This window comes from Sphingobacterium cellulitidis (genome assembly GCF_043187465.1).
GTDB lineage: Bacteria > Bacteroidota > Bacteroidia > Sphingobacteriales > Sphingobacteriaceae > Sphingobacterium > Sphingobacterium cellulitidis.
In genome coordinates this window covers 4,410,922-4,424,589 of record NZ_CP171136.1, presented here as the reverse complement: position 1 = coordinate 4,424,589, position 13,668 = coordinate 4,410,922, and the positions used below count along the sequence as shown (strand labels likewise).

The 13,668-nt window shown below is 39.1% G+C and carries 9 protein-coding genes and 1 tRNA gene; 3 read left to right on the top strand and 7 right to left on the bottom strand.

Translation table 11 applies throughout. The features are described 5' to 3' along the window. Positions 1 to 11: 11 nt before the first annotated feature. Positions 12 to 1,049 carry a hypothetical protein gene (locus tag ACF3OC_RS19215; RefSeq protein WP_182497734.1) on the bottom strand — a complete coding sequence of 346 codons (1,038 nt, stop codon included), beginning with the start codon at positions 1,047 to 1,049 and terminating at the stop codon, positions 12 to 14. Between the two features lie 614 nt (positions 1,050 to 1,663). On the opposite strand from ACF3OC_RS19215, the gene ACF3OC_RS19210 reads away from it, so the two are divergent. The 3 genes from ACF3OC_RS19210 to ACF3OC_RS19200 all read left to right on the top strand — a co-directional run bounded on the left by ACF3OC_RS19210 (position 1,664) and on the right by ACF3OC_RS19200 (position 4,010). Continuing rightward, positions 1,664 to 1,736 (top strand) — tRNA-Lys (locus tag ACF3OC_RS19210). A 186-nt stretch (positions 1,737 to 1,922) separates the two neighbouring features. Then, a complete protein-coding gene (locus ACF3OC_RS19205; protein ID WP_094258361.1) occupies positions 1,923 to 3,227 on the top strand; it encodes a site-specific integrase in 1,305 nt (434 codons plus the stop codon). 402 nt (positions 3,228 to 3,629) lie between these two features. Next, positions 3,630 to 4,010, top strand: coding sequence for a hypothetical protein (locus ACF3OC_RS19200; protein WP_277711767.1), 381 nt, complete (start codon positions 3,630 to 3,632; stop codon positions 4,008 to 4,010). Between the two features lie 119 nt (positions 4,011 to 4,129). Here ACF3OC_RS19200 and ACF3OC_RS19195 read toward each other — a convergent pair whose 3' ends face one another. The 6 genes from ACF3OC_RS19195 to ACF3OC_RS19170 all read right to left on the bottom strand — a co-directional run bounded on the left by ACF3OC_RS19195 (position 4,130) and on the right by ACF3OC_RS19170 (position 13,547). Next, a complete protein-coding gene (locus ACF3OC_RS19195; protein ID WP_256962586.1) occupies positions 4,130 to 4,579 on the bottom strand; it encodes a PhzF family phenazine biosynthesis protein in 450 nt (149 codons plus the stop codon). 221 nt (positions 4,580 to 4,800) lie between these two features. After that, positions 4,801 to 6,594, bottom strand: coding sequence for a heavy metal translocating P-type ATPase (locus tag ACF3OC_RS19190; RefSeq protein ID WP_093099843.1), 1,794 nt, complete (start codon positions 6,592 to 6,594; stop codon positions 4,801 to 4,803). Positions 6,595 to 6,604: 10 nt separating this feature from the next. After that, entirely contained in the window at positions 6,605 to 7,366 is a 762-nt protein-coding gene (locus ACF3OC_RS19185) for a phosphatase PAP2 family protein (RefSeq protein WP_093099842.1), read from the bottom strand. 11 nt (positions 7,367 to 7,377) lie between these two features. Beyond that, entirely contained in the window at positions 7,378 to 7,947 is a 570-nt protein-coding gene (locus ACF3OC_RS19180; protein WP_094258358.1) for a cytochrome b/b6 domain-containing protein, read from the bottom strand. A gap of 35 nt (positions 7,948 to 7,982) precedes the next feature. Continuing rightward, complete coding sequence (locus ACF3OC_RS19175; protein WP_086946604.1) at positions 7,983 to 9,140, bottom strand: efflux RND transporter periplasmic adaptor subunit; 1,158 nt, start codon at positions 9,138 to 9,140, stop codon at positions 7,983 to 7,985. A 66-nt stretch (positions 9,141 to 9,206) separates the two neighbouring features. Continuing rightward, positions 9,207 to 13,547 (bottom strand): CusA/CzcA family heavy metal efflux RND transporter, encoded by a 4,341-nt coding sequence (locus ACF3OC_RS19170; RefSeq protein ID WP_094258357.1) that lies wholly within the window; start codon positions 13,545 to 13,547, stop codon positions 9,207 to 9,209. Positions 13,548 to 13,668: the final 121 nt, after the last annotated feature.

The window sequence follows — 13,668 nt, the reverse complement described above, 5'->3', positions numbered from 1 at the left end:
TGTAAGAAGGGTTAGGCTTTAATAAATATGCTTTTTATGGATTTAATAAAATTAGGTTCCAGATTGATAATTTTTTCTCTGAATCCCCTAAAATCGCCAATAATTTGATCATAATCTAATAGCATTTGTTTTATTTTCGAGGCAATGAATTCTATATCATCTGCATCCTCGATTTTATATTTATCGGGAATGGCAATGTCGAATGAATTAACCGATGCATTTCTCTTGCCTACCAGAAGCATTGTCCCATTTAATACCGTTTCTTTAGGAAGACGTTCAGGACCACCAAAAAAGCCGAAGTCAATATATAATTTAGAATTCCTAAATAAATCCACGAGTTCAAAATCTTGGTAGCCTGAAATAGGCTTAAAAATAATATCGGTTCGTTTAAGTAATTTCTGTAGGGTCTTGGAGTTTTTTGAAGGATTATAGAGGACCGAATCTGACCTATTTTTACTGCTTAGATCAACATTATTTTCGCCGAGGAAGCCCAGTCCCAAAGGTTCGACCAATAGGGTTACATTTTTAAAATTTGATTTAGCAAATTCATAGGCAAACATGGACCCGCAGAGGATATTATCTTTTTTACTAACCAAATAAGGTTGCTTATCAAATTTTTGTTTAAAGAACGACTGTAGGATTTTCTGCCTTGTTTTTAGGAAAAAATTTGGTGTTAATTTTACGATTTTTGTTTTCAGCTGTAAGAACTTTGAATCGGATAAAGTTTCAAAGCCGTCATATAGTTGAACTCCTAAAAACCAGATACACTTCCTTATTTTACTGTAATTCTTTAAAATGCTGGTGTTAATTTCGGGAACAATGAGAATGTTATCGGGGCTATCTTGAATTTCAGCGATATCAATGACTTTAGGTTCATATATAAGAAACTGTGGATGTACAACAGGGTCTGAATAATAGCTGATTCTGCTTTTATATCCTAATGTGGTGAGGTAATAATGTAATTGATGGAGTGCTTCAGGACCTCCGGAAGGAACATTACCCGGAGCTAAAATGTATATTTTCGAAGATTTAGTTATGGTTATTCGCATTTATCTCTGGTCGTTGTATAGTGTTATTCCTAATAGGGTAATTTTTGTCTCTCAAAACTAATATTATTGTTAATAGTTTGAATTTTCATAAATAAAGTGCAAATATGATACCGAAGTGGACTATTTATGAGTGTTAAAATATTGAAAATATACCCTTCAAGGTTTGGCAATTAACCTATAGGCCGAGTAATAATCTTTAACATATGCTGAAGCGAAGAAAAATTAGGCTTTTAGTTGTTTGTGAATTATTCTATGAATGTCAGAACTATATTTTTTTCAGTACCCTATACCTAAATTTCTATTAAATTAGATTTAAGTTGACTAAAAAGGAAAACCAATTACCCGGATATTTTTATAGAAAGTAAAGTCTATTTCAAAATAAATTTTTATTTACATTTTGTATTTTTAGTTTTTTTGAATTAATGTTTAGGATTTTGTCTTAACTTGAATTTTAGTAAAAGAATTATTTTGGAACAAATTTAATTGTTTGTGTACTTTATAAAAAGTCTGGCTTTGCAACAACTTTAAAAGTTATTTAAATGTCAGGATCTCAAAAAAATCAATAATAATTATTTGATTTTTTTGAGATGACTATTAACTTTGATGTTTCAAAAGACTTCGTAGCTCAGTTGGTAGAGCAACAGACTCTTAATCTGTGGGTCCTGAGTTCGAGCCTCAGCGGGGTCACTATCTAAAAAAGCCGTTTTTACTTGCGTAAAACGGCTTTTTTGCTTTCCTTAGGGTGGTTTTGGAACATCCTCCCTACACGTTTTGAAAAACCTCAAAACGGTGTGTTTTGCATAGTTTTTTGTTGAACTTCACGTAAAACCGTCACAAATACGTCACAAAGGTTTTCGTGGTAATGAAAAGATTATGGCAACCGTAAGCGCAAAGGTTTATGAACACCACAAAAAAGCAGATGGAACCTACAATGTGAAAATTAGGGTCTATCACAAAGAGGAAAAAAAAATTATAGACACTCCTCATTTCCTTTCCCTAAAACAACTCACCAAGGTGAAAGGAAAAAAAGAATTTAGTATTAAAGATCCTTTTGTCCTTGAAATAGTTGACAAGAAACTAAAGGACTACCGTAAAACGATCAGCGAGCTCGAGGAGAAGCTTGACTTTTTCACCGCGGGTTCATTAAGGGATTATCTCAAAAATATAGATGAAGAAATTGATTTTATCAAGTTCTGTGCGAACTGTATTCAACAAGAGAAGGATGACGGTCGTGATGGTTCTGCCGCTAACCATCGATCAGTCCGTAACCACCTCATTGATTTTTTTAATCGGGAAACTGTCTCAATAAATGAAATACATTTTAATATGCTCGTTCAGTTTGAACGTTACTTGAAATCTGAACGGACAATAACAAGAATAAACCAGTTGGGAAAGCCCGTTTCTACTGTTTCAAAGCCTGTTTCGGATAATAGTTTATATAATTATATGAGAGATCTTCGTACATTATTTAATGAAGCGTTGAACCATTACAATAATGAAGATCTGGGCATTATATTGATTAAACACTATCCCTTCAAAAAATATAAGGTAGGTTCAGCTCCTCTTACCGAAAATAGAAATAATAATCTTGAAGAGGTTATTAGAATTCGAGATTGTAAAGTGTTACCTAACACTAGGGCTGAACTCGCTCGGGACTTATATATGCTCTCATTCTATTTGTGCGGGATGAATGCTGTTGATTTATTTAAAATATCTACTGACAATGTTCGAAATGGTCGGGTTGACTACAATCGATCTAAAACTAAGGGGAAACGAAAAGACAGAGCATTTATTAGTATAAGGATAATTGATGAAGCTAAACCTTTATTGGAGAAATATATTGGAAAGTTATCACAAAGACATTCAAGCCTGACCACTTTCAATTCCTCATTAAAACATGGAATGAAGAAACTCCGAGAACTTTCGGGTGTACAGGTAGTAACGCTTTATGGTGCGCGCCATACCTTCGCAAATACAGCTAGAAATGACTGTAGGATGAGTAAAGATGATGTTGCTTTAGCACTCAACCATGTCGATAATGGAAATCGTGTTACAGATATTTATATCGCCAAGGATTGGAGAATTATAGATGACGTCCAAAATAAAGTAATGCAGTTCTTGAGGAAATCAGAGCCTAAAATTTTGGAACTGATTAGGAAGAAAGAAATAAGCAGGTAAAGCTGCTTAACTTGATTTGTATCCAACGATTACAATTCGTTGGATACAGACTTAATTTTTTAATATTTAAACTTTTACTCATGAAAAATTTACTTTTATTCTTTTTAACGTGTTTCTTGTCAACAATCGGGTTCTTTGCTGCGATCAGCATGAAGTCTCCTTGGATCGGATTCAGTGTAGCTTTTGGTGTATGGTTCTTATTCCTTTGGATTACAACAAAACCCCATAGAAAACATTGATTTTTATGATGATGGTGTGGTTAAAAAAGTCAAAACATCCTCTGTAAACTTCGAAAAGTCATCCTCCGAATAAGCAATATGGCACATTCCTTGCGGCATTATACACTCAACGTGAGAATTTGACTATTAGTGATTTCGATTTTGACCAATGCTCCAATTCGTTATGAAAATAATAAAAATCCTGTCTCTAATTACTGTACTATTTTTGATTACACCGGGATTAAAGAGCCAAGAGCGATCTGTTGAGGATATCCTTGATGTACTTGATATGAACTCCAGGTACTTGCCTTCCGCTGATTCAAAAGCAAAACTTTACGTAACATCCATTGGACATGGTGATACCGTGGTTTCCCTTCATGGTGGACCGGGAAACAACTTCTATTATCTTGTAGATGCATTTCGAAATAATACGCATTCGAATAGTTTTCTACTGTATGACCAGAGGGGAAGTCTGCTCTCGAGAGTGCCCGATTCGATTGCCAACACTTTGAATCTTATGGTACTAGTCGAGGATCTGGAACAGCTGAGAATAGAGACGGGATAAAACAAATTAACCTTGTTTGGGCATTCTTTTGGTTCAATGGTAGTTCTTTTTTATTATATCAAATATTCCATTTGCTTAAATGTTTTTTAGCTGATTCTATACTCATTCCACCATTTTTATCAGATGAATATTTCGCCTTTCAAATACAGTACGGCTGTTCCTCCCAGCTCAACTCTGTCACCCAATATCTTACAATGTACTTCGCCTGTTTTTTCTGAAAGTTGAAAAGCGAGTAATTCAGTTTTGCCTAATTGTCCAGCCCAATAAGGAGTGAGCGTTGTATGTGCAGAACCGCATACGGCATCTTCGTTAACGCCACATGCCGGAGCAAAAAAGCGGGAAACGAAATCATATTGATTACCTTTGGCGGTTACAATAATTCCTCGTGCATTTATTTTGGCAATTTTCGCTAAATCAGGGAGTAGAGAAGCAACATCCTCTTCCTTTTCAAATACCAGCATATAATCTGTCTTTCCTTTAAATGCGGCTATAGGTTTTTTGTCGGTAGCTGTTAACAGCTCGTCAGTCAATGATACTTCAGTGTACTCGTCTACTGGAAAATTTAGTATATAATTACCGTCCTGAACGGATACGGGCAGCTCTCCGCTGCGTGGCGAATAAAAAGGAATGACAATCCCCTTTTAAAATTGCTTAATTAGAAGCGATTCTTTTTAACAACCCTTTATGCCTTTCAACAGGTCATTATCGACCCTTCGGTCTTTATGGACGTTTTTATTTTGCTTGAACAGCGACCTTTGAAGGTTTTCCTGACAATTAACAAATGTTGTGGTTACGTTCTGTCCTTCAAAGCCCTTAATGCCGAGGTAATGGAAATCAGATCCACCACTTCCTGCAATCCTGCACCAATCAATGCCGGTAAAACACCGAAGGCTGCAATCAGCATAAGCACGGTACAAACGGCAATGCCAATGAAAACGGATTGACGGGCAATCTTCATCGTTTCTTTGGAAATGAGAATAGTATCACTCACTTTTTGCAGATTGTCTCTTAAAATCACCACATCAGCCGAATCGCTGGCGGCACTCGATCCTTTAGCACCCATCGCAATGCCTACATCGGCAACGGTTAACGACGGTGCATCGTTCACGCCATCACCCACCATTACAACCGGGCGAAATTCGTCGGGCATACTTTTCAGGATTTTCAGTTTGTCTTCCGGCAAACAGCCACCGTGCACTTCCGTAATGCCAATTTCTTTGGCAATGTTTTCAGAAATACTTTGCTTGTCGCCGGAAATCATCATAATTTTTTGGATACCCATTTTTATTAATTGGGCAATGGTTTGCCGGGCTTCGGGGCGCACTTCATCGGTAAAGGTGATTTCCCCTGCATATTTGTCATTCACCGAAACAAATAACGAGGTTTTTTCCGTTTTAATTGAAATGGGTTCGGTCGTTACAAAATTCAGTTTACCCACTTTCACCAGTTTGCCGTTTACTTTTCCTTCAATACCATTTCCTTCTATTTCCTTTAAATCTGTTGCCAGAGGAATCGGTTTATCCCCGATATATTTCATCACCGAAACCGCCAAAACGTGGGAAGACTGCTGTTCTACGCTGGCTACAAAATCAATCAGTTCGTCTTGCGAATAAGAATTTTCCGGGATGATGTCGTCCACAGTAAGATCGCCTTTGGTTAAGGTTCCGGTTTTATCGAAGGCGATGGCTTTCATTCTGTCCAGTTTTTCGATGACAGTCCCGGATTTTATCACCACCCCATTTCTGCTGGAACGGCTCATTCCGGCTATCAGGGCAATGGGAGCCGCCAGAATCAGCGGGCAGGGCGAAGCCACCACCAACACTTCGGCAATGCGGTTGGGATCTTTGGTAATCAAATAAGCAATTCCGGCAATTAAAAAAGCAACGATGGTAAAAGGCAAAGCGTACCGATCCGCCATTCGCACAAAATGTGCCGGCTCTTTTTCGGAATTATGCACCAATTGCACGAGTTGCTGGTACTGGCTGTCTTTGGCGAGTTTGGAAACCTGAATGGTAATGGCTCCCGAACCATTCACCGAACCCGACCATAAGCTGTTGCCTTTGGTTTTGTTGACGGGTTTGGATTCGCCCGTGAGCGAAGATTCGTCCAGCAGCACCTCTGCACTCAGTAAAATTCCGTCCACGGGAATAATTTCCTTGGGTTTTACGATGATGATGTCACCGATTTTAATATCCTCCACAGGAACATCATGTAAATCGTTTCCTGTTTTTTTATGAGCAATTCGGGGTGTATTATCAAGCAATGATTTTAAATCTTTCCGGGCTTTTTTCTGGGCATAATCTTCCAACGAATCACCTCCGGTAATCATAATGAGGATAATGAGTGCCGCCCAATAATTACCAACAGCTAAGGTTGCAGCAATGGCAGAAATCGCCAAAATATCCACGCCAAAATTCCCGGAACGAAGCACGTCGATCATTCCTTTCAGAAGAACAATGGACATCAAAATGCCGGTTGCCGTAATTAAGATTTTAGCATAATGCGGTTCTTTCAGGATAAATTCCAGAACAAGTGCCACTAAGGCAATGCTGAGAACGATAATGAATTTATATATATTTTTCATTTTTATAATTTTAAAAGTTTAAAGACAAACCTAATCCCATTGTTTTATTTTGATAAAACGGATATACAAGAGCACTATTTTTGCTATGATCTTTTGAAAATAATTGACTGACTTTTGGGAACAACCAATAGGCAACTTCTGTGGAGAGAATTCCAATACCGGCACCTGCAACCACATCACCCACCCAATGTTTATCATTCAAAATGCGATAAACTCCCGTAAAAACAGCAATTGGATAACCAGACAAACTTAACCAAATATTTTCATCCTGATATTCACGGAACATAAAATGTGCTGTTGTAAAAGCAGTTGTAGTATGTCCCGAAGGAAACGACAAATTATTAGAACCATCTGGTCGTTCTTCTCTCACCAAATGCTTGGTAGGTAATACGACAGCACTTGAAATCAGCAACGATGTGCCTAAAATAATACTTCGGTCTTTCAAATTATGTTTTCCTTTAAGTCCAATAGCATTTAATCCATAAACCAATATTGCAGGTACGTATTGGGTATAATTATCCAGTTTTATTTTATCCGGCTGATGCTCCCCAATTTCATATTGGGTGGAACGGTTCAGCTGTTTCAGATCATCAGACGTCAGGCTTAGGATTCCGTATCCGATAAAAACAGAAGGTACAATCAGCTTTTTATATTTAAATTGATAGGCGTGGTCAAATGATTGATCCATCTTTTGACCTGTTACCAAACTATCCGTTTGTGCTATTCCCAATTGATAAACGCACAATATGAGTATCAATAATAAATGTCTCATTCTTAAATTTATTAATCATCTCCGCCAATCATTTTGGAAACAATTCCCTTTTGAGCTGTTTTTTCTGCCAGCCAAATCCCGCCAAAATGCAAAATAATAAAAATCGGAAACCAGTAAATTGCCCATTTATGAATGGTTTCCATTGCATCTTTCAGGTCTCCATTCCACCATTTCAGGTAGGCTCCGGTGATGGATGAAACAATCACAAACAAGTAAAATAGCAGATAAATAAATCCCTGAAATTTTTCTTTTGCTGATGTATTTGCCGAAAAAGGATTTGGAAAACGAATGCCCTTTACCAACATATAAATGATGCGAACCGCAATGATTACAAAGAAAACATACGCTGCATATACGTGCCATTGCCACATAGGGTCCAGAATGCTTTTTACTGTTACGATGGTTTGTTCATTGGTTAAATCAATGCCTTGCATATTTTTTTCAATAGCTCCCAGAATGGCTTTTTTACCCATCCAGTTGATCCGAAGAAATCCGGTGATAAACAAAACCGTCATTAGTAGAGCTGTGCCCCAGTGTAAACCACGATGAAGCGGGGTAAATATTTTTGTTGAATTTCTCATTATTTTAAATTTTTATATCAGATTTTATCTGACTGTTATTCTTCATCTTCACTGGTATTTTTCAACTTCATCAATATGGTATAGGCGTTTTTGACCACGATTTTCTTACCTTGAAAATCAGCAAAGTTGAGGATTTCAACAAAGCCATTTTCGGAAATTCCCAATGTGACCGGGACCATCTTCCAGGTCTGTTTCCCGGTTTCTGTAAAGACATAACTTTTCCCTTCAAAATCCACCACGCTTTCTTCCGGAATAGCATTGGCAAAAGAATTTTCTGTTTTCACTTCGGCATTCATATACATTCCGGGAATGAGTGCAGGATCGTATTTTTCAAAATGACAATTAACCTCAGCCATGCCGCTTCCGTCCACGTCTTTACTCGTCAGCAAAATTTCACCGGCATATTTTTTTGAAGGATCTACATTGGTATAAGCCACAATCTGTTGCCCGGTTTTCAGCATTTCCAAATCCTTTTCATACACTTTTAAATTGAGGTGAATATCAGAAGGATTGATGAGTTTAAACAGCACATCCGAAGACGTTACATATTTGCCTACATTCACATTCACCTTGCTCACAAAACCGTTGATGGTACTATAGACAGGTACGCTCTGCTGAATATTTCCGGCAGATATCTTAGCCGGATTTATGTTGACCAACTTCAGTTGCTGGGCAATGGAATTCATCAGAATTTTCTGATCGCTCATAATGGATTGTGCCTGCTGCATCACTTTATCACTACTTGCCTGGCTTTGGTTGAGCTTAGTTTGTCGGTTATAATCCAGTTGGGCAAAGTGGTATTTGGATTTTGCCATCAGATAATCCTGCTGCAACTGTACAAACTGCGGATTTTCAATAACGGCAATTACCTGACCTTTAACTACTTTCATCCCTGGCAAAAGGCGGGTGCTTTTCAGATAGCCGCCCAGCGGTGTACTTACGGAAACCAGATTTTGCGGTGGTACATCAATTTTACCGTTGAGTTTCAATACGGTGGAAATATGCTGCATCGACAGTTCCGCGGTTTCAATGGGGGTATTGTGTAACTGTGCATCGGTGAAAATAACCGTGTTTTCGTCTTTCGGATTTGCAGTTTTGGTGGCGGTGGTTTCTTGTTTTTGTTGACATTGAACTGCGGAAAGCAGTACTATCAAGACCAAAAAATAAGAACCGTATAATTTTAATATTTTCATTTTCTTGTCTAATTATATATTGATTTGAAAAATTCTGTTTACTGTTTAAAATATCCTGTTCATCAACTACTGAATCGTGATATAATTCAGTTCAACCACGCTTTCGTTTAGTTTCAATAGGGCATCTGCATAATTGCTTTTGAGCAAAACTGCCTGATTGACGAGCATTACAAATTCCAGATAATTGATTTCTCCGTTAATGAATTGTTGCTGTGCTGTTTTGGTAATGATGTCTGCATTTTTCAGTTCATCAGTTTCGTAACGGTTGATGATTTCGAGATTCGTTTGATACATTTGCTTGAGCTGTTGCTGTTTTTTCTCTAATGCAAATTCCGTATTATGCCAATCGTTTTCCGCAATGCTTTCCGCCACTTTAGAAGCGTGAATTCTTGCCTTTTGTCCGCCTGAAAATATTGGAATGCCAACACCTACCATCACCGAATGAAACTGTGGTGTAGCAGAATACAGTTTATCATCAGGTCCCATACCTTTGAACGAATTGAGATTATAACCGATTTGCAAATCCGGAAGAAGTCTGGATTTTTCCACTTCGGTTTGTTTGCCGGCAACCGTTTTTTGCTGTTCCAATACATGTAACAAGGGATGCGAAGCATTTTCCTGAAGCAAAAGAACCGGTCTGGAATTTTCCAAAGGAAGATATTCCGTTTCGGAATTGAGCAACCAACTGAACTGCAACTGCAAGGTTTTTATTTCCTGCTGCACTTGTTTCAACTGAATCTCAATTGCCGATTTTTGGTTGGAAGCCGTTGTTTTTTCCAGAATATTGCTTTCTCCAGCTTTTAAACGCAAACTGGCTTTGTCTAAAAATTGGGTGTACAGTTGCAACGTTTCATTCAGCAATTTTTCCTTATCTTTCCAATACACCATCTGGAAATAACTTTGGCTGACGGCTTTTTTCAGTTCAAATTCTTTAAGCGAAACATTAAACTGGCTTTTTTTCCATTCTTCGGAATGCAAATTTTTCTGTTTCTGATACACAGTTGGAAAAGCGATGCTCTGTGAAATCCCGAATTTCATATCGTTGTATGCACTATTTATTTGTCCGTAATCTGCTGTAACTGCGGTTTGCGGAATATCGGCATTAGAAGTTTTAATCAATGCTTTGGCATAATCCGAACGCAGTTTTTCATTTTTCAGGTTGCGATTGTTTTGCAACGCTGTTTGCACGGCTTCATCTAAAGAAATTATGGTTTGTGCCTTCATTTTTATTCCTGAAAACAGCATAAAAATCAACAGAACAGAGGCGACATGTTTGGATTTTGGTTTTTTCATTTTAAATCCATTTTCGATATTGACATATAAAAGCGGTAGGACAAAAAGGGTGAGCAAAGTGGCCAATATCAGTCCGCCAATTACCACGGTCGCCAAAGGTCGCTGCACTTCTGCTCCAGCACCTGTGCTTATTGCCATCGGGATAAAGCCGAGGGAGGCAACGGCTGCGGTCATCAATACCGGACGCAATCGGCTTTCGCCGCCATCAATCACAATTCTGACGATATTTCTAATGCCGTTTTTATGCAGTCGGTTAAATTCTGAAATCAATACAATACCGTTCAAAACCGCTACGCCAAAAAGAGCGATAAAACCAACGGCAGCACTGATGCTGAAAGGCATTCCGCGTAAATTCAACATAAATACACCTCCGATGACCGACAACGGAATGGCGGTGTAAATCAGAAGACTTTCTTTAATCGACTTGAACGCCATAAACAACAGGACAAATATCAATGCCAATGCCAGCGGAACGGCAATCATCAACCGTTGTTTGGCGTTGTTCAGATTTTCAAAAGAACCGCCATACGTAATAGAATAGCCGGCCGGAAGTTTAATCTGTTTGTCCACTTTACCCTGCAATTCTTCCACAATGCTTTGCACATCACGGTCTTTGATGTTGAAGCCGACGACAATACGGCGTTGTGCATTTTCACGTTGAATTTGATTGGGACCTTCCACCACATCTACGGTTGCCAGCTGATTGAGCGGGATCTGATTGCCTGCAGGTGTTGGAACCAATAGATTTTGAATATCATTGATGTTTTTTCGGTCACTGGCATTCAGGCGTACTACCATATCAAAGCGTTTTTCGCCTTCAAAAACCAAACCTGTACTCTGTCCGGCAAATGCGGTATTAATCACCCGATTGACATCTGCAACAGAAAGATGATACTGAGCAATCACGGGACGATTGTATTTTACCACCACCTGCGGAAGCCCGGAAACCGGTTCTATATAAAGGTTTTGTGTACCTTTTACCGTTTCAATGATTTTACCGAGTTGGTTGGCATTTTGCACCAAAGAATCCAGATTATCGCCAAAGATTTTGATGACCACATCCTGTCTTGCACCAGTCATCAGTTCATTAAAACGCATCGCTACCGGATACTGAAAACCAACTGTAATACCGGGCACATCTTCCAGTGCTTTGCTCATTTTTTCTGATAATTCGGAAAACGTTTTGGCGGAAGTCCATTCTTTTTTGTCTTTCAGAATGACCATCATATCCGAAGCATCCATTGGCATCGGATCGGTAGGCACTTCTCCACTTCCTATCTTGGTGACCACTTTTTCCACTTCGGGGAAACGGGTTTTTAAGATATGGGCTGCTTTTTGCGTACTTTCAATCGTGGTGGTAAGGTTGCTGCCCGGTAAAACGCGGGTATCCACCGCAAAATCACCTTCTTCCAAAGACGGAATAAATTCGCCGCCCATTCTGCTTAGCAGAATTATTGCCGTGATGAACAATATCCCGATTATGGTAAAAATGGTTTTCGGAATGCGTAAAACTTTCAGCAAGGTTTTCAAATAAAGCGCTTCTACTTTCTTCATTACCCTGTCCGACCACGAAGGTTTTAAACTTCTTTTCTTCAACAAAACCGAACTCATCATCGGAATGTAGGTTAGGGAAAGCAGAAATGCACCTAATAATGCAAACGCCACCGTTTCTGCCATCGGGCGGAACATTTTCCCTTCAATCCCCTGCAATGTTAGGATCGGAATGTACACAATGAAGATGATAATTTGTCCGAAAACTGCACTGTTCATCATTCTTCCGGCAGATTCTGTAACTACACTATCCATATCATTGGACGGAATTTTCAGCAGGCTCTTGAACTTAGGATTGAGGGATAACTGATGCAGGACGGCTTCTACAATAATGACCGCTCCGTCGATGATTAATCCAAAATCCAGTGCACCCAAACTCATCAGATTGCCGCTCACCCCGAAAAGGTTCATCATACAAATGGCAAAAAGCATTGCTAGTGGAATCACCGAAGCCACGAGTAAGCCGGCTCTGAAATTTCCGAGAAATAAAACGAGGACAAATACCACGATTAAAGCACCTTCCATAAGGTTTCTCTCTACCGTGCTGATGGCATTATTCACCATTTTGGTACGGTCAAGAAAGGGTTCTATCACCACGCCTTCGGGCAGGGTTTTCTGGATTTGAGCCACTTTGGCTTTTACATCTTTGATGACCTGACTACTGTTGGCACCTTTCAGCATCATCACCACCGCACCCGAAACTTCGCCCTGATCGTTGTAAGTCATCGCTCCGTAACGGGTGGCAAAACCAATTTTGACATCAGCTACATCTTGGATAAACAGCGGTACATCGTTGTTTTTATTGGTAATGGAAATGTTTTGAATATCCTCAATATTGCCCACCAAACCTTCGCTCCGAATGTAGAGAACGGTTGGCCCTTTTTCGATATAAGCACCGCCGGTGTTCTGGTTATTGGCATTCAGTGCATCAAAAACATCATTGATGGTAATGCCGTAAGCATTAAGTCGGTCGGGATTCACGGCAATCTCGTATTGCTTCAATTTACCGCCAAAACTGCTGACTTCCGCTACGCCTTTGACCTGAAGTAGCTGTCGACGCACAATCCAATCCTGAATGGTACGGAGTTCCGTAACGTCGTATTTTTGTTCAAAACCTTCTTTAGGACGAACGACATATTGATAGATTTCGCCCAAACCGGTAGAAATCGGCCCTAATTGCGGTGTTCCGATACCTTGCGGAATTTCATTCTGAACCTGTTGCAGCCGCTCTGCCACTTGTTGTCTTGCCCAATACACATCAATACCATCATCAAAAACAATGGTAACCAAGGACAATCCGAAACGGGAGAAACTGCGGATTTCTTTGAGTCCGGAAATATTGGAGTTCGCCTGTTCAATTGGGAAAGTAACCAGACGTTCGATATCGGTTGCCCCAAAAGACGGAGCGATTGTAATAACCTGCACCTGATTATTGGTAATGTCCGGCACAGCATCAATCGGTAATTTGCTTACCTGATAAGAGCCAATGCCGATTAAACCAAGAACCAATAATGCTATAATGAGTTTGTTCTTTACAGAAAACTCAATGATTTTTGTAAGCATAATTTATTCTGTTAATCGTAAATGATAAATAAAGAGATTTGACGTTTCCAATACATGATCAATCCTACAGGCGGACACAAAATACACCGACTGCCCGAATGAAAGTATTATCAAACAGCAA

Excerpts from the sequence above, each read along its gene's own strand:
- ACF3OC_RS19185 (WP_093099842.1), bottom strand. The coding sequence starts at position 7,366 with ATGAGACATTTATTATTGATACTCATATTGTGCGTTTATCAATTGGGA.
- ACF3OC_RS19215 (WP_182497734.1), bottom strand. The coding sequence starts at position 1,049 with ATGCGAATAACCATAACTAAATCTTCGAAAATATACATTTTAGCTCCG.
- ACF3OC_RS19200 (WP_277711767.1), top strand. The coding sequence starts at position 3,630 with ATGAAAATAATAAAAATCCTGTCTCTAATTACTGTACTATTTTTGATT.
- ACF3OC_RS19170 (WP_094258357.1), bottom strand. The coding sequence starts at position 13,547 with ATGCTTACAAAAATCATTGAGTTTTCTGTAAAGAACAAACTCATTATA.
- ACF3OC_RS19205 (WP_094258361.1), top strand. The coding sequence starts at position 1,923 with ATGGCAACCGTAAGCGCAAAGGTTTATGAACACCACAAAAAAGCAGAT.
- ACF3OC_RS19190 (WP_093099843.1), bottom strand. The coding sequence starts at position 6,594 with ATGAAAAATATATATAAATTCATTATCGTTCTCAGCATTGCCTTAGTG.
- ACF3OC_RS19175 (WP_086946604.1), bottom strand. The coding sequence starts at position 9,140 with ATGAAAATATTAAAATTATACGGTTCTTATTTTTTGGTCTTGATAGTA.
- ACF3OC_RS19180 (WP_094258358.1), bottom strand. The coding sequence starts at position 7,947 with ATGAGAAATTCAACAAAAATATTTACCCCGCTTCATCGTGGTTTACAC.